Here is an 18265-nt window from a genome sequence, read left to right as displayed (position 1 = left end):
CTTAATTTAAGGCATAAAAGTAAAATTTTCATTACAAACTCAGAAACCGACATAAAAAAGCTTATAAGTATAAATTTAATACCATTATTTTGAATTTTGTATATGTAATTCTAAAATACTTTATATAAAAAGTACCTAAATTTCAGGGTTAAAAGTTATTTTATATAGACTAACTCAGAAATAAAATTACCCATAAGGGTAATTTTAATTTCATCAAGGAACAAATCCATCTTTATAATAAATTTCGTTTAAGAAATTGTCTTCATATTTACTAAAAGAATGTGTTCTAAAAGGATGGAATACATAAGGGCTTAAAACATTAATTGGCTTAGAATAAGTTTCTGGTTTGCTATCTTTGCTATATAAACCAGTAGCAAAGTAATTTGTATTAGTTTTATAATCACGCTGTTGATTAATAAAAGTTTCAAAGTTGTTGATGTTAATAGCATTAACATTTAAAGTTTTATAAATGTTAATATGCTGTACCGAGAATTTAAAAATAGTTGTTTGATTATTTGTTTCTGAATACTGATTTGATAAATACGGATTGTCTTTTGAAGCATTTGAAAAGAAATCTAGATCAAAAGTATTATTGACATAGAGTGATAATCATCATTCAGTGTCAACAAATCTATGTTCTGGTTTTGATGAAGAAAAGTCTAAAGCTTGTTTTTCAATATTTTTTTTAAATTTAGTGTTATAACTAAATAAATTCTTATAATAATCATATTTAGACTTTATTAAAGAATTTAAACCAGCATTTAATGCTTGGTTTAAATATTTATCAATATAACCTTCATAACTTAAAAAATCAGGTAAATAAGCAAAATTATATAAATAATAATCAATTACACCGTTATATAAAAATGGATCATGATCAAATCTCACTCAGTAGTTTCTAAGGTTGTTATGCTGATTATGAGGAATATTTACACTTATATAAAAGTTATCTTTGACAATTTTTTGATTTGAATTTTTATCAAAGTTTCATCCATATATTGAAGGAATTAGACCGTGAAAATCTCATAATTTTAAAGGTGATGTTTTTCAATCTGTAATTTCTTTACTTAAATGTTTTGAATCAACTATTGGAGTTAATGGAGGAAATTGTTTTGTTTGTATATATAAAGCTTTGTTATCAATGTTTTCTAGTTCGATGTTTTTAATATAATCTAAAGTTTCTGATGACGCATTTAATGAGTCATATAAATGAACCTTTTTTAATGAGTTTCTGTCGTATTCACCGAATTCATAAAATTCGTGATCCTCAGATCGTGTAGGGTCATAACCAACTTCTCAATCATGGTTTCTATAATGTTTTAGTGTAGAAAAAGTCAGATAACTATACCTTCAATAAGGAACAGTGTATTTATTTATTTCTTGATCATTTAACTGATTAAAAATTTTTAAATTATTATTTTCAGAACTAAATAAAGAAATGAACTTTTCCTTTTCTAAAAATTGTTTATATGAGATGAATTTATTTAAATATGTAGTATACAAATTGAATTTAAAAATATTATTCCAAAGATCTTTGTATTCTGAATTAAGTGAATTTATTTCAACTTTGTCTAAATTTGAAAATTTATGATATGCCTCTGAATTAATAAGTGATTGTATTCTTTTATCATGTTTAATAAATTCTTGCTTTATATCCTCTTGCAATTCGTTTTGTGGTTTAGTAAGTTGAAAAACCTCTTTAATGATAGAACTTTTTTGATTAATGATTTCTCTGTTGTTAGCAAAGTTAACATGATAATTTTTGTTATTTGCAATTTGATCAGAGCATGCAGTTAAAAACATAAAAGAAAAGACAAAAGTAAATATTTTAAAATGCTTTAAGTTCATTTATGCAGTATATCTCAAATTCATTATTGAGTAGATCTTTATATTTCTCTACCAATAAATTTAAAAGTTTTTCTTTATTTACTTTGTCTATTTGATCTGTTTTTCTTATTTTTATAACCATATACTCTAACTGAGGAAAAGACATGAATAAATTAGTAGAGGTTTCTAAATTTCTAGAAGTTGATCCATATATAATTTTTTCAGTTGAAGAGTCTTTGGAATTTGAATTTTTTAATTTATGATTAGTAATTTCTCTTAAATCATTTTCTTCTCTATCATAAATTAATTTTCGAACTGTCATGTCTGCGGTTAAATCGAAAATATTTTTCATAAATCTATCATTATTATCTTTAAATATTTTTTTCATGTTTTCAGCTAAAAATAAATATTCACTTTTTTCTTTGCCAAAATGATATTCACTTTTTTCTTCAAAAAATTCAATTATTTGAGGAATTGAATAAATCCTTGAACTAGCAGTAAATGTCTTATAATCAGTAGATATGCCTGTGTTGTATTTATCAAGAATTTGATAAACTGTTTTCCCATTTAAGTAATCATCTAGAACAATATTTTGGAGTTTAAATAAACCAGTTGTATTGCTTATATTTTGTTTTACTTTAGTTTGATACTTCTTATATATGCTCAACATTCTAGAAAAATTTAAATAACCATAACCTGTTCAATTTTTTGAATGATTACTTGTCATTCAATCTAGATTCTTCTCTTCCCATTTCAGTTCTGAAGTGTTTCAATTTCAATATTTTGATGTAGCATATTTTGCAGTGTGAGACATTAAAGATTGAATTGCAGACAAAGGAATAGAAGACTTAGTTAAGGTTTGTAATAAGGACACTGAACCAGCAATCATAGGAGAAGCTAAACTTGTACCATCAAACTTATATAATTCTTGTAAATCTTCCTGAGTTATTTGTATTTCATTTATTTGATCAGGCTTCAACAAATTAAATTCCGACTGATCTTTTAAGTGTATTCTATCTTTGTAATAACCATTTCCAAAAGCAGATATAAAAGGAATTTTATCATGAAACTCAGAGTCGAAATATGAAAAACCAGATCTTCTTGTTGAAGCATCTATAGAACCTACTTGAATTACATTGTCGACAAAATAACTTCTAATATCTACCAATTTGTTTATTTTATAAAATAATGCATCTTCAACATTTTTCTTATTTCTTTTACCTGCTTTGTGTAAAAAACTAGCTTTATCATTTCATAATATGTTAAGTTTTTTCTAAGCTTTACTTTAAAATCATTTAAATATCATTTTAAATGAGAAATTAAAAGGTTAATATCATCAGTTTTTTTAGAATTTTCTAATTGTGCTTCCAAATGTTTAATGATAGAGTTAATTTTTTGAGTATAAGTTGATAATAGATTTAAAAAATGAGACTGTGAAACATTTAATAAGTTTTCATCTATATATTTTCAAAATGAGTCTTTTAAATATACATCAATAAAATTTTTTCAGTTGATCTTTTATTACCAGCTGATTTAAAAATTTTCATTCCGTATTTTCTAATATATTTATTAAAAATTCTAAAAGAATTCTTTTCACTATTCATATATTGAACATAAGCGAACAATTCTTCGTTTGCATTAGGATCAGATATGACGTTTTCAGGTTCAAAAGTAAGTAAACCTATAAAATCAGCAAAAACAGCCATATCTTTTAAATCTTTATCGATTTTATAAAATTGATAATCACCACTAAATATATTTTGTAATTCTGGAGTTAACATAATCTTGTTTATGTGCTCGACTGCTTCCATATAAAATCAGTCATATAAAAAAGGTCTATCAATTCCAAAACTACAATTAATTATGTCTACTTTTTGTTCTGCAAAATACTCAAGTATTTTTTCAAGATTTTCAGGATTATTTTTTCAATTACTGTAATAAATTTTTGATTTATTATTTATTCCTAAGGGAGTGCCTATTGTTGAAACCACTTGTTTTCCGTGCTTCGTTAATTCACCAGTAGCATCGTTATTTTTATAATTTATTATATGTATGTTGTGAGCATTATTTGTAAAACTTACTTCATTTAAAAACTTTAAGTCAAAATCATCCTTAGATTTTTCTATTTCTATTACTCCTACCTTCATAAAATTTATATTGATATCATCAATACTATCTGATGAGGAGTTTTTTAAGTAAGAATCTCACATGTTCATTCTCTTTATATAAGGCTTATATAAAGGTGTATGATTTTCGTTTTGTGATGATGAAACGAATAATAAGGATACTGGTAATAATCCGAATAATCCTCATAATGTTTTTTTAAATCTATTTTTCATTTTTTCCTCTTTTTATTATCATTTCTATTTATTATTTATTAATATACCTACCAAATTTTTCAAGATATTTAAAATAATCAAAAATAATTCTAGGTTTAGTTGTGTCTATGTCATTATCATATTCATATTTAGCATCTGCAAAAAATAAATTATTGATTGTTGACTTGTAAATATTTTTTTCAAATTTAGAAATATTTTCTAAACAAGTAGTAAAGATGTTGAGAAGTTGTGTTTTATTATTGTGTGGCAATGAAATTTTTATTATTAAACCTTTTTTAGGTGGTTCTTGTAAATCATTAACTAATAAATCTTCATTGCTTAAAACAATTTTATTTTCATCTTGAGCATCAGTAGGGCTGGGCGAACCTGGTTTCCAAGAGGTTTTATTTCAAATTTTTATTGTGTTATTTGTTAAGGAAGTATATTCCATAAATTCATTAAAAGTATAAAAGTTTAAAAATCCAAAAGTTAAATCTAACATTTGACTAAATCCATTAGATGCAACAGAAGTACTAATTAAATAATTCTTTACATTGTTTAACTGATTTTCAGGAATATTGACATAAAAATAGTATTCAATATTACTATCTGTCTTTTTATAGCCTTTAAATTCAGGCAAAATAGCTAAAAATCTATTTGAGTTGTAATTTACTAATTTGTTTCAGCCAAAGTTAAAATATTTAGGTTCTTCTAATTTGTAATATGAATAAGCTAAATTTGAAAAGTTAACATATTTATCTGGATCTTTAAAATAATTAGAACGCGTGGGAATATCATCTGATATTACATCTTTAGAAACGCTTTCTAATTCACTTTCACTTGCAGTAGATATCTTAATTTCATTATAAGCAGCGGTTTGCTGAAAAATAGGAACAAAGTTATTAGACTGTACAAAATTAAAATAATGAATTCATTCATTTAAATATTTAGCATATAACTCTAAATTTTCACTTTTACGATAATACTCTGAAATTGTTGACAATTTCGATTGTGATCAAGATTTTATACTTTCTTCTTTATTGTAAATTCATGATGTAATATCATTTTCAAGATTTGGAACTTGCAGTATTTCATTTATTTCATTATTTATCTTAATTAATTCATTTTGAACTTCTTCTGGGAAATTTTGTTGAACTTTAATAGGATTAATTCCAAATTCTCATTTATGCTCATACACTTTAGGTTCAGGTGTTTTTGGCACAGGATTCGGTGTAGGTTCTTTGTGTTTTATTATTGGCTTATGTATTTTTGTTTCTTGGCATGATGCAGAAATAGAAAAAGTGGCAGATGAAAAACAAAAAGCCATCAAGCCGATAGTCGCTTTTAATAATTTAGTTTTCATATTTTTTCTTCAATTTTTGTTTGTTACTTATATTATTTAACTTTATAAAGTGAAAGTTTAAAAATAGTAATAATTAGGGCTAAAGTTTGCAAAATTTGCAGATATGTGGTTAATTATGAAAATAAAAAATCTCACTCAAGTGAGTGAGATGAAATGATAAAGACTAGAATAAGTCTTTATTTTTGTTACCTGACATACGGTGGTAAGTTTGATTTGCTAAGTCTTTATTGAAATAAACTTTTAGAATTGTATAACCTAGTTGAGCAGCTGATAAAGCATTACGTGCTGTAATAACTTTGCCTTGAATTGTAACGTTGCTTTCATTTCTGTTTGAGCCTGCTACTAATAAACCTCATTGACTAGGATATGATGAATAATGGAAGTTGTTATCAAATATTTCAGCTTCACGTAGAGCATTAGGAGCATCGCAAATAGTGAATAAATATTTGTTATTGTTTAAAAATTCTCTAACTAAGTCTAATTCTGGTTTGTTAGCTCTTAAAGCTTGTGCTGACATTCCACCAGGAATAAAGACAGCGTCATAATCGTTTACATCTACTTTGTTTTTTAGATCTCGTAATTTAACAATACCAAATTGTCCTGTAGCATGTGTTAAATTATTTGAGTAATATTCAATGCTTTTCATTTGTTCTGAAGCAATTAAAACTGATAATGTTGATGTTAATTCAATATCATTGAATTTATCACCTACAATTACTAATAATCTCATTATTTTTTACCTCTTCTTATAATTCCTCTTCAAACTAAATAGATGAATAGGATTAATGGAATAAGAACTACAATAATAAACACAATAGTATAAGATTTTATTCAAGCTTTGTTTTCGGATTTTTTCTCAGTAGCAACTGCATTAATAATAGTTGCTGAATCAGCGCCTAAGTTTTCCTTGATTTCAGCTATACGTTTTAAATCAAAAACTCTTACTAGAGTAAATAAAACACACACAATTCCAATAAATACTGTTGACAGAATTAATAATAATTTTGTATTCCCAAAACCATTATTTAAAACTTCTGGTCATTTTAATTCAATAAAGAATGAAAATGATGAGTTATCAACTGGTTTGTGTCCAATTTGTCATGGAGTTGATTGGTTGTAAAGAATTGTAATAATAATTGTAAATAAACCAAAGTAAGTTAAGAAGAAAGCTAAAATTCAGTTTAATCTTAACATCTTGAATGACAAGGATCTGTAAGTATCTTGAAATACTGAAATAGAACTTATATTTCCCTTAGCATAATCATCTCTTGTTTTTTGTTCACCTCTTTTTCAAGATGTGCGTTTAATACTTGATTTAACAGTATAAATTAAAGAAATTAATAATAATACAGAACTAAATAAATAGTAAATAATTCCTTTATTTTGGTCATTTTGTAATGAAAAACGACAAACTAAATAAGTTGCAATAATTCCAGCAATTGAAATTAGTAAAACACTTAATCAAAATAGCATAGCTATTAATGAAATACGCTTTTCACGTTTAAAAGTGTTATATAAGGCTTTTGGTAATTCACCTTTAGGATCAGCCTGATAATTAACATTGTTCATTGAAGTGTTAATTCCAGAAGGTACTTGTGCAGTGAATTGTTGAGCACCTTGAAATTGATTGTATTGTGGTTGTTGATATTGATTGGTGTAATTTGGATTAAAGTTTTGATTTTGATTGTTGTTAAAGTTATTGTTGTTAGGATTATTATTAAAATTTTGATTTTCTGGATTCATAACTATCCTTGTGCGTTTGGCATTAATGCAACTGATTCATCAAGTTGTCTTGGTGATGATTGAGTTGAAGATGAACTTGATGTTGTGTCAGTTGATTTTAAAACCATTTGACCTATTTTTTGGAATTCATCAAATGCGGCTTGCATAACTTTAACGCTATCAAATTTGTCTTTATCATCTGGTAAAGACTTATCTACAAGTCCTGAAACATATTTAACTAAATCTTTTTTAGCTTCATCATTTAAGTTTTTAGCAACAATATCAGCTGTTCTGATGTATTGTCCATATTTTGAAGCATCAATTACACCTGCTTCTTTATTTGAATTTGTATAGTCTGTAATTTTTTGTTTTAAAACATCTATTATGTTATTTGTAAGAATTGCTTTTTTCTGTTCTGGTGTTCCAGTAATGTATTGAGGGTTTGAATTTGAAGCAACATCAGCTAAAGTGATATATTCTTTTAAGTTTGAGTTTCCTACAATATCATCACCTAAATTAGTTTTCTTTAAAATACTAATAGCTGTTGAACGAGTGTTATTATTGTTTAATAATGCCGCAAAACTCTCAGCAGCTTCTTGAAGATCTTTTTTGTTTTCTGAAGTTCATTCACCTGCTGGTTTTTGTAAAATAGCAATTAATTTTTCATCATTTCTAATTACTTTGTAAATGTCTCTAATTGCATAACCTAAGCCTGATACAGAAGCACCTTGTCCAACAGTTAAAGGTTTAACTCCAAATAAATTAGTTGTTTTTTCTAAGAAATCTCTTTCTTTACCTTTGTCATTGGTTAAAGTAATGTTAGCAATTAACATAACACCAGGTATTGAAACTGCGACATTTCCAATACCAGTTAATAATCTTTTAATTTTTGAAATCTTTTTAAGTTTAATGGTTGGTATTCTAATCAGTGATACTAAACCAACAATTAAAGAAAATATAAGTTTTAATACTATGTAAACACTTAAAGCTACTAATGTTGTTGAAAATGCTAAAATTTGGTGATCTGATTGATCATTATCAATTTTACCTTTTATAACAAAGTAAAAAGTTGCAGCTATTCCAACAGTTAAACCGTAAATGATAACTTTTGAAATAATTCATTTAGTTCTTCAGAAAAATCCAAATACAAAAGCAATTAGTAAAGCTAATAAAATATAAGCAGCTGTTAATGCTCAATGATGAGGTAATCAACCTAATGCTTTTTCTAAAAATTCCACAAATGCACTTGAATTGCTGTTTGAATTTGATGACGAACTAGATTGTGTAGTTTCGTAAAATAATTGAATCATTAGTTCCTTTCTTTTTATAATAATTTAGCGTTTGGTAATTTTCTTCAAGGTAGTTTTTTATTAATTCTATCAATAAATAAATGTCCTCTTAAATGGTCAAGTTCATGTTGGAAAACAATGGCTAAATAACCTTTTGCTGAATAACGTAGAAATTGTCTTTGATAATAACTGTAAGCATCAACAACAATTTCTGAAGCACGATAAACATAACCTGCTTGATTAGGTCATGATCCATCCACACTTAAACATCCTTCACCTTCTTCAAGAGCAGTTTTTTTATCAGTTGTATAAACTACTTTTGGATTGAATAAAACATCTTTAAAAACAACATTACCATCATTGTCTTGGATGTAAACATAAAATACATTTTTTAAAATTCCATATTGAACAGCAGCAACTCCAACACCTGGTCTAAATTCAGTTCCTTCTGTTTGAGAATCATCAATATGATAAATCATTCTTTCAGCTAGTTCAATATCTTCATCAGTCAAAGGAATTGGTACATCCACAGACTTTTTACGTAAAACGTCATTTGGTAATTGAACAATATTAATATCAAATTTTTTATTCATATTTTTATTATATTAAATAATAATATTATTTAAAGAGATTAAAAACAAATGTAAAATATTAATGATAAGGAAACAAAATGAACGCATTTAATTCAGTTTTATTTAACATATTTTTAGTCGTTTTTGGCTATATTATAGGGTCTTTAAACACCAGCATCATAGTTGGTAAAATTCTGAAAAAAGACCCTAGAGATTATCATTCAAAAAATGCAGGTGCAACTAACTCTCTAAGGGTTTTTGGTAAAAAAATAGCAATTATGATTCTTATGATTGATGTCATAAAAACTATTTCAGTAGTAGCTATTGGTTACGGATTAACTTATTGATGTAATTTAGCAACTTCAATTGACCAAAATGGCAGTGTGGTAGGAGTTTATGGAATTGGTCTGCCTCCATATTGAGAAGGATTAAGAACAATTTATGGGCTACCTTTATTAGCAGGACTAGGAACAGTGATTGGTCATATTTTTCCTATTTTCTTTGGTTTCAAAGGCGGTAAAGGAGTTGCTTCTTCATTAGGATTGTTAATTAGTTACAATATTATCTTTTTACCAATAGCAGCAGTATTTTTCTTTGGGTTAATTTTTGAAAAAGATATGTTTCACTTGCATCATTGCTTACTGCAAGCGTTATGATAATTTTCGTTTTCATACCTTGATTTAATAACTCAGTTATTGCATTTGCATCAAATGGTATTTATTCAAGCAACATTAACATATTAAATAACTTAAATCCTTTACAAGGGTTTATATATGTCTTAGCAGTGCTTTTAATGTTTTATACACATGTTGAGAACATTAAAAGACTAATTAAGGGTCAAGAAAGAAAGATTTAAAAATCCAGAGCATAAGCTCCGGATTTTTTTGTTTAATTAATTATTTAACAATGTTGTAAAAAGCTTTAACACCTTTGAATTCTGCTGAGTTTTCTAATTCTTCTTCAATTGCTAATAAACGATTGTATTTAGCAATACGGTCTGTACGAGACATTGAACCAGTTTTAATTTGTCCAGCATTCATAGCTACAGCAATATCAGCAATTGTTGTGTCTTCTGTTTCACCTGAACGGTGTGAAACAACTGCTGTCATGTTTGCTTTCTGAGCCATTTGAATAGCATCAAATGTTTCTGTTAATGAACCGATTTGGTTAATTTTAATTAAAATTGAGTTCATTGATTTTTCTTCAATAGCACGTTTTAAGATAGCTGTGTTTGTAACTGTTAAGTCATCACCAACGATTTGTAATTTATCACCCATTTCAGCTGTAAATTTTGTAAATCCAGCTCAATCGCTTTCGGCAAAACCATCTTCGATTGAAATAATTGGGTATTTAGCAACTAAATCTTTTAAGTATTGACCCATTTCATCAGATGTATAAGTTAATTTAACATCTGTTAAATGTTCAAAACCAGGTTTTTTCTCTTCAATAGCTGCTTTTAATTTCTTGAATGTATAAACACCATCTTCATATAATTCACTTGAAGCACAGTCCATAGCAATAGCAACAGCTTTGTCACCTTCTTTGGCAGGAACATAACCAGCTGCTTTAATAGCTTCAACTAAGAAGTCTAAAGCTTCCTCGTGTGATTTAAAGTTAGGAGCAAACCCACCTTCATCACCAACTTGAACACCGTGTCCATGTTTTTTAAGTAATTTAGCTAAGTTGTGGAAAACAAAGTTAGCCATTTGTAATGATTCTCTTAATGATTTTGCACCAACTGGCATAATCATGAATTCTTGGAAATCGATTGTATTTGAAGCGTGTTCTCCACCGTTAATAACATTTAACATTGGAACAGGTAATTCATGGGCGTTAAATCCGCCTAAGTATTTATATAAAGGAACTTGTAATTCATTAGCAGCAGCTCTAGCAACAGCTAATGATACTCCTAAAATAGCGTTAGCACCAAATTTTGATTTGTTTTCTGTACCGTCTAATTGACACATTTTCATATCAATTTTACGTTGTTCAGTAACTTCCATACCTAATAAGTGTGGAGCGATATCGTTGTTAACGTGATCAACTGCTAACATAACACCTTTTCCACCGAATCAATTTGATTCATAAACAGAACCTTTATCTCTTAATTCTAAAGCTTCTCTTGAACCTGTTGATGCACCTGATGGAACTTTAGCAATACCGTATCCACCAAATTCAGTATAAACTTCAACTTCAACAGTTGGGTTACCACGTGAGTCTAGAATTTCACGTGCATGAATTTTTTTAATTGCTGACATTTAGTCTCCTTGTTTTAATAAAAATTTATATAAATTGTTATTTAGTAAATTATAAACTAATTAATAGTTTCTGATAATTGACAGAAAAGTCAAATTAAGATTTTTATTATTGTGAATTTTGTCACTTTTAACAATGGCTAATTTTAGAAATATGGCAAAAAATTTGAAATTACCACATTTTATGTTGACTATTTAGCACTTAGTTTTTTATTAGTTCTTTTATGATGCTATTCGGCAAAAAATATTAAAATTATTTATATATAAACAAAAGGATTTTTATGGACAAAAATAATAGCGTTTTATTTGGTATGGATAATGCTAAAAAATTAGCTCAAAAAGTTTCAGATTACATCAAAATTCCACTTTCTGAAATTGAAAAGACTGTTTATGCCGATGGTGAAGTGATGATTAAAGCAAGTGAAACAGTCAGAGACAAGGACGTTTTCATTGTTGCTAGTACATCAAGACCTGTAAATGATAATTTAGTTGAGTTATTATTATTTATAGATTCACTTAAAAGAGCTAGCGCTAAAAGCATTACAGTTTGTTTAAGTTATTATGGATATGCTCGCCAAGATCGGAAAGTAAGCGGTAGACAACCTATTGGAGCAAAATTAGTTGCAGATTTATTACAACAAGCAGGTGCTACTAAAATGATTTGTATAGATTTACACAACCCTTCAATTCAAGGTTTTTTTAATATACCGGTTGATGATTTAAGAGGACAATACCCATTAGCACTAGCTTTAAAAGAAATTAAAGAACACTTTACAGTAGTTTCTCCAGATCATGGTGGAGCTGTTAGAGCAAGAAAGTTAGCTGAATTAATTTCAGATTCAATCCAAATTTGCATCATTGATAAAAGAAGAACTGCAGCAAACCAAACAGAAGTTATGGGATTAATCGGTGATATCAATCAACAAAATGCGGTTATTGTGGATGATATAATAGACACAGGTGGGACAATAATTAAAGCTGCCCATAAATTAAAAGAAAATGGAGCGAAAAAAGTTATCTTAGTTGCTTCACATGGAATATTCACAAAAGGTTTCGAAATATTTGAAAATGATCCAATCATTGAAAAAGTTATTATTACAGACAGTATTGATAATTACGAATTAGCTTCAAAATTTAAAAAATTACAAATAGTATCATTAGGTGATTTTTTAGGTAAAGTAATTTTGGCAAACCTAAACAAAACAAGCATCACAGAAGTTTATAAGCAAATAAAAGAAAAAATAAGTGAGTTATAAAATGGATTCAAAGGAAATAGTTAAAGAATTATGTGTTCGAAATAGTTGAGATTTTGATTTATTTCAAAAATATGTTGGCTTGATTGAAGAAAAAAACAAGGTTATGAATTTAACCGGATTTTCTGGGGAAAGACTCTGAAATGAAGGAATTTTAGAATCTTTATTATTTATGCAAAAAATAACAGAAGGATTAACGGATAAAACTATATTAGATATAGGCGCAGGAGCAGGATTTCCTTCTATCCCATATGTTTTAACTAAACCTAATAATTTTGTTGTTATTTATGAACCGTTACAAAAAAGAGTTGATTTTCTAAATTTAGTAATCAATGAACTAAATTTAGAAAGATATGTACAAGTTTATAAAATTAGATCTGAAGAGGAACAACAAAAAAACTTATATGATGTAGTTACTGCTAGAGCTGTAGCAAACATTAATGCTTTACTAATGTCTTCTTTCCACCTAGTTAAAGTTGGGGGCAAACTTTCCCTATTAAAAGGTGTTAAATGAAAAGAAGAACTTGACAACGCTAAAAAAACTTTAAAAATGTTAAGTTATGAATTAGAAGTACAAGAATTTAATAATACCTATATAGAAAGAAAGAACTATATAATTAAAATTACTAAAAAAAGATCTACTCCAAAACAGTTTCCTTATAAATGAAAAGATATAGTAAAGAGCAAATAAAATAATTGCTCTTTTTTAAACAAATTTTAAAAAGTGACTTGATTTTAAAAAAAGAACTATTATAATAATTAAGCACCTTGAGCAAATGAATCAAAAAAATTAAAAAAAGATTTGTTTTATCAAAAAACAGTGCTATAATAATCTTGCTAACAACAAGCAAACAGAAGTTCTTTTAAAACTAGATATATAACAAAATACATGACAGTCAATTTTTTCGAGAGTTTGATCCTGGCTCAGGATGAACGCTGGCTGTGTGCCTAATACATGCATGTCGAGCGGAGTTCTTCGGAACTTAGCGGCGAATGGGTGAGTAACACGTACTTAACGTGCCTTTTAGACTGGAATAACACTGAGAAATTAGTGCTAATGCCGGATACTTATACAAATCGCATGATTTCTATATGAAAGAAGCCTCAAAGCTTCACTAAAAGATCGGGGTGCGTAACATTAGCTAGTTGGTGAGGTAACGGCCCACCAAGGCTATGATGTTTAGCGGGGTTGAGAGACCGAACCGCCACACTGGGACTGAGATACGGCCCAGACTCCTACGGGAGGCAGCAGTAGGGAATTTTCCACAATGGGCGAAAGCCTGATGGAGCGACACAGCGTGCAGGAAGACGGCCTTCGGGTTGTAAACTGCTGTTATTTAGGATGAAAAAACCTTGCAGGAAATGGCAAGGCCTTGACAGTACTAAATCAGAAAGCAACGGCTAACTATGTGCCAGCAGCCGCGGTAATACATAGGTTGCAAGCGTTATCCGGAATTATTGGGCGTAAAGCGTCTGTAGGTTGTGTGTTAAGTCTGGCGTCAAAACTTGGGGCTCAACCCCAAATCGCGTTGGATACTGGCACGCTAGAATTGTATAGAGGTTAACGGAATTCCTTGTGAAGCGGTGAAATGCGTAGATATAAGGAAGAACACCAACATGGCGAAGGCAGTTAACTGGGTACATATTGACACTGAGAGACGAAAGCGTGGGGAGCAAACAGGATTAGATACCCTGGTAGTCCACGCTGTAAACGATGATGATTAGCTGATAGGAACTATCGGCGCAGCTAACGCATTAAATCATCCGCCTGAGTAGTATGCTCGCAAGAGTGAAACTTAAAGGAATTGACGGGGATCCGCACAAGCGGTGGAGCATGTGGTTTAATTTGAAGATACGCGTAGAACCTTACCCACTCTTGACATCTTCTGCAAAGCTATAGAGATATAGTGGAGGTCAACAGAATGACAGATGGTGCATGGTTGTCGTCAGCTCGTGTCGTGAGATGTTCGGTTAAGTCCTGCAACGAGCGCAACCCTTATTCTTAGTTAAATCTTCTAGGGAGACTGCCCGGGTAACCGGGAGGAAGGTGGGGACGACGTCAAATCATCATGCCTCTTACGAGTGGGGCAACACACGTGCTACAATGGATGGTACAAAGAGAAGCAATACGGCGACGTGGAGCAAATCTCAAAAAACCATTCTCAGTTCGGATTGTAGTCTGCAACTCGACTACATGAAGTCGGAATCGCTAGTAATCGTAGATCAGCTACGCTACGGTGAATACGTTCTCGGGTCTTGTACACACCGCCCGTCACACCATGGGAGCTGGTAATGCCCGAAGTCGGTTTTGTTAACTACGGAAACAACTGCCTAAGGCAGGACTGGTGACTGGGGTGAAGTCGTAACAAGGTATCCCTACGAGAACGTGGGGATGGATTACCTCCTTTCTACGGAGTACATACGACAACAACTTTAGTTGTCAACATTACCTATTTCAAGACTATTTTTTAAATATTATTAGTCATGTACATTGTTAATAGTCCAATGGTTATATATCTAGTTTTGAGAGGATTTCTCTCATATGTTCTTTGAAAACTGAATAGTAAAGATATTAATATAACAACGACATCAAAAATAAATTAGTCAATTTGTTTTGAACCGAGTTAATTATCTAATTAGATAATAATTTATTAAAATGTCTTTGAATACATCAATAAACGATAGGTAAATATTGTTATTAAACTTTTAAATAAGTAAGAGTTTGTGGTGGATGCCTTGGGTCTGGAAGTCGATGAAGGACGTGATTACCTGCGATAAGCCTCGTGGAGCTGGATATAAGCTACGAAGCGGGGATTTCCGAATGGGGAAACCTAACTAGTGTAATGACTAGTTGCTATGGAATGAATACATAGTTCCATTTGCGAGACACGTTGTGAACTGAAACATCTTAGTAGCAACAGGAAGAGAAAATAAAAATGATTTCATCAGTAGCGGCGAGCGAACGTGAATGAGCCCAAACCAATATTTTATATTGGGGTTGTAGGACTGTTATAAATGAGTTAGAAATTTTTGCTATAGTAGAATAGCTTGGAAAAGCTAGGCATAGAGGGTGAAACCCCCGTATACGAAATGGCAAAAACTCAAACAGTATCCTGAGTAGGTCGGGGCACGTGAAACCCTGTCTGAATCTGCCGGGACCATCCGGTAAGGCTAAATACTAACCAGACACCGATAGTGAACTAGTACCGTGAGGGAAAGGTGAAAAGAACCCCGGGAGGGGAGTGAAATAGAATCTGAAACCACTTACTTACAAGTAGTCAGAGGCCGTTAATGGCTGATGGCGTACATCTTGCAGTATGGACCGGCGAGTTATGTTAACATGCAAGGTTAAGCAGAGAAAAAGCGGAGCCGAAGAGAAATCGAGTCTGAATAGGGCGCTTAGTATGTTGACATATACCCGAAACCATGTGATCTATTCATGAGCAGGCTGAAGCTTGGTTAACCCCAAGTGGAGGGCCGAACCGTAGTACGCTGAAAAGTGCCCGGATGACTTGTGAATAGCGGAGAAATTCCAATCGAACTTGGAGATAGCTGGTTCTCCTCGAAATAGCTTTAGGGCTAGCGTGTGATGTTAAGCTTTGATGGTAGAGCACTGAATATGGAATGGCCGCGCCTAGCGGTACTGACTATAATCAAACTCCGAATATCATTGTGTATTATCATGCAGTCGGAACCGGGGTGCTAACGTCCCGGCTCGCGAGGGCAACAACCCAGATCGTCGGCTAAGGTCCCAAAATTGTGTTAAGTCAGAAAGGTTGTGAGTTTTCATAAACAACTAGGAGGTTGGCTTAGAAGCAGCCATCCTTTAAAGAGTGCGTAATAGCTCACTAGTCAAGAGAACTTGCGCCAATAATGTAACGGGAGTCAAACACAATACCGAAGCCACGGGTACATTTAGTACGTTAGAGGAGCGTTCTTATCGCATTGAAGTCAGACCGTGAGGACTGGTGGAGCGTTAAGAAGTGAGAATGCCGGTATGAGTAACGATTTGAGGTGAGAATCCTCAACGCCTATTGGGAAAGGTTTCCTGGGGAAGGTTCGTCCACCCAGGGTTAGTCAGGACCTAAGGAGAGGCTGAAAAGCGTATCCGATGGACAACAGGTTAATATTCCTGTACCACCTGAAATTAGTGATGGAGTAACGGAGAAGGATAGCACTACCTATTATTGGATTTAGGGGTAAGTAGCGACTGGTGAGTTTAGTTAAATGCGAACTCTATAACCGGAATCTATGATGCATAAGCATTTGCTGAATTGTGTGATTTCATGCTTCCTAGAAAAGCTTCTAAACGTTTTAACATTTCAGGCGCCTGTACCGAGAACGGACACACGTTCCCAAGATGAGTATTCTAAGGCGAGCGAGAAAACCAATGTTAAGGAACTCTGCAAATTAACCCCGTAAGTTCGCAAGAAGGGGTGCCAACTTAAGTTGGCCACAGTAAATTGTGAGGGGCAACTGTTTATCAAAAACACAGCTCTCTGCTAAATCGCAAGATGATGTATAGGGGGTGAAGCCTGCCCAGTGCCCGAAGGTTAAGCGGATGTGTTAGTTTTACACGAAGCATTGAAGTGAAGCCCGGGTGAACGGCGGCCGTAACTATAACGGTCCTAAGGTAGCGAAATTCCTTGTCGGCTAAATACTGACCTGCACGAAAGGCGCAATGATCTCTCAACTGTCTCAACATTGGACTCGGTGAAATTATGGTCCCAGTGAAAACGCTGGGTACCCGCATCAAGACGAAAAGACCCCATGGAGCTTTACTACAACTTCGTATTGGAACTTGGCCTAACATGTGTAGGATAGGTGGGAGACTGTGAGACTAAGGCGCTAGCCTTAGAGGAGTCGACCTTGAAATACCACCCTTGGTATGTTGAGTTTCTAACCTGCCACCGTTATCCGGTGGGGAGACAGTGCGTGGTGGGTAGTTTGACTGGGGCGGTCGCCTCCTAAAAAGTAACGGAGGCGTTCAAAGGTACACTCAATACGGTCAGAAACCGTATGTAGAGCGCAAAGGTAGAAGTGTGCTTGACTGCGAGACCTACAAGTCGAGCAGGTGCGAAAGCAGGACTTAGTGATCCGGCTGTACGTCATGGAACGGCAGTCGCTCAACGGATAAAAGTTACCCTGGGGATAACAGGCTTATCTTGCCCAAGAGATCACATCGACGGCAAGGTTTGGCACCTCGATGTCGGCTCATCGCATCCTGGAGCTGGAGTCGGTTCCAAGGGTTTGGCTGTTCGCCAATTAAAGCGGTACGCGAGCTGGGTTCAGAACGTCGTGAGACAGTTCGGTCCCTATCTGATGTGGGCGTTGGAATATTGATGAGAGCTGCTCTTAGTACGAGAGGACCGGAGTGGACGTACCGCTGGTGTTCCAGTTGTCTCGCCAGAGGCATAGCTGGGTAGCTAAGTACGGAAGGGATAACCGCTGAAAGCATCTAAGTGGGAAGCCTCCTCAAAGATAAGTATTCCCTTGAAATTCCTTGTAGACTACGAGGTTGATAGGATGGAAGTGTAAGTGTAGTAATACATTCAGCTGACCATTACTAATAAATTGATAGGTTTAAAGGTTTAAAATGTATTCAACGACATTTTAGTAGATTATTATTACTATTCAGTTTTCAGAGAATATAAAAATTTTCACCG

At 31.9% G+C, this 18265-nt stretch carries 13 protein-coding genes and 2 rRNA genes; 6 read left to right on the top strand and 9 right to left on the bottom strand.

Annotated elements, in window-relative coordinates:
* Positions 1-204: 204 nt before the first annotated feature.
* From FG904_RS02495 to def, 8 genes are all read right to left on the bottom strand, one after another.
* Complete coding sequence (locus tag FG904_RS02495; protein WP_139592342.1) at positions 205-1848, bottom strand: hypothetical protein; 1644 nt, start codon at positions 1846-1848, stop codon at positions 205-207.
* Entirely contained in the window at positions 1829-2995 is a 1167-nt protein-coding gene (locus FG904_RS02490; protein ID WP_158290331.1) for a S8 family serine peptidase, read from the bottom strand. The genes FG904_RS02495 and FG904_RS02490 overlap by 20 nt, the downstream gene beginning before the upstream one ends.
* 313 nt (positions 2996-3308) lie before the next feature.
* A complete protein-coding gene (locus FG904_RS02485) occupies positions 3309-4166 on the bottom strand; it encodes a S8/S53 family peptidase (RefSeq protein WP_139592340.1) in 858 nt (285 codons plus the stop codon).
* A 31-nt stretch (positions 4167-4197) separates the two neighbouring features.
* Positions 4198-5508 carry a hypothetical protein gene (locus tag FG904_RS02480; protein ID WP_139592339.1) on the bottom strand — a complete coding sequence of 437 codons (1311 nt, stop codon included), beginning with the start codon at positions 5506-5508 and terminating at the stop codon, positions 4198-4200.
* Between the two features lie 163 nt (positions 5509-5671).
* A complete protein-coding gene (locus FG904_RS02475; protein ID WP_139592338.1) occupies positions 5672-6238 on the bottom strand; it encodes a DJ-1/PfpI family protein in 567 nt (188 codons plus the stop codon).
* Complete coding sequence (locus FG904_RS02470; protein ID WP_139592337.1) at positions 6238-7251, bottom strand: MSC_0882 family membrane protein; 1014 nt, start codon at positions 7249-7251, stop codon at positions 6238-6240. Before FG904_RS02470 ends, FG904_RS02475 begins: the two co-directional genes overlap by 1 nt.
* Positions 7252-7253: 2 nt before the next feature.
* The gene (locus FG904_RS02465; protein WP_139592336.1) at positions 7254-8540 is read right to left on the bottom strand and encodes a hypothetical protein; all 1287 of its coding nucleotides are present in this window, start codon (positions 8538-8540) and stop codon (positions 7254-7256) included.
* A 14-nt stretch (positions 8541-8554) separates the two neighbouring features.
* Complete coding sequence (gene def / locus FG904_RS02460; protein WP_139592335.1) at positions 8555-9112, bottom strand: peptide deformylase; 558 nt, start codon at positions 9110-9112, stop codon at positions 8555-8557.
* A gap of 77 nt (positions 9113-9189) precedes the next feature.
* Here def and FG904_RS02455 point away from each other — a divergent pair, with 77 nt between their 5' ends.
* Both FG904_RS02455 and FG904_RS03380 read left to right on the top strand, forming a co-directional pair.
* Complete coding sequence (locus FG904_RS02455; protein WP_246051798.1) at positions 9190-9750, top strand: glycerol-3-phosphate acyltransferase; 561 nt, start codon at positions 9190-9192, stop codon at positions 9748-9750.
* Positions 9744-9947, top strand: a complete 204-nt coding sequence (locus FG904_RS03380; protein WP_246051797.1) for a hypothetical protein — start codon at positions 9744-9746, stop codon at positions 9945-9947. The genes FG904_RS02455 and FG904_RS03380 overlap by 7 nt, the downstream gene beginning before the upstream one ends.
* 40 nt (positions 9948-9987) lie before the next feature.
* Here FG904_RS03380 and eno read toward each other — a convergent pair whose 3' ends face one another.
* Entirely contained in the window at positions 9988-11349 is a 1362-nt protein-coding gene (gene eno, locus FG904_RS02450; protein ID WP_139592334.1) for a phosphopyruvate hydratase, read from the bottom strand.
* Between the two features lie 278 nt (positions 11350-11627).
* On the opposite strand from eno, the gene FG904_RS02445 reads away from it, so the two are divergent.
* From FG904_RS02445 to FG904_RS02430, 4 genes are all read left to right on the top strand, one after another.
* Positions 11628-12602: a ribose-phosphate pyrophosphokinase gene (locus FG904_RS02445; RefSeq protein WP_139592333.1), complete on the top strand. Its 975-nt coding sequence runs from the start codon at positions 11628-11630 to the stop codon at positions 12600-12602.
* 1 nt (position 12603) lies between these two features.
* The gene (rsmG, locus tag FG904_RS02440) at positions 12604-13290 is read left to right on the top strand and encodes a 16S rRNA (guanine(527)-N(7))-methyltransferase RsmG (protein WP_139592332.1); all 687 of its coding nucleotides are present in this window, start codon (positions 12604-12606) and stop codon (positions 13288-13290) included.
* Positions 13291-13500: 210 nt separating this feature from the next.
* Positions 13501-15007: ribosomal RNA gene (locus FG904_RS02435) — 16S ribosomal RNA — on the top strand.
* 296 nt (positions 15008-15303) lie between these two features.
* Positions 15304-18190 (top strand): 23S ribosomal RNA (locus FG904_RS02430).
* Together the 16S and 23S rRNA genes form the textbook arrangement of a ribosomal RNA operon.
* The last annotated feature ends 75 nt before the right edge of the window (positions 18191-18265 follow it).

Origin of the sequence: Mycoplasma nasistruthionis (genome assembly GCF_006228185.1) — a bacterium.
Lineage (GTDB): Bacteria > Bacillota_I > Bacilli_A > Mycoplasmatales > Metamycoplasmataceae > Mycoplasmopsis > Mycoplasmopsis nasistruthionis.
Note: the sequence above shows the minus strand (reverse complement) of the source record. Positions and strands in the feature narration are given on the sequence as shown.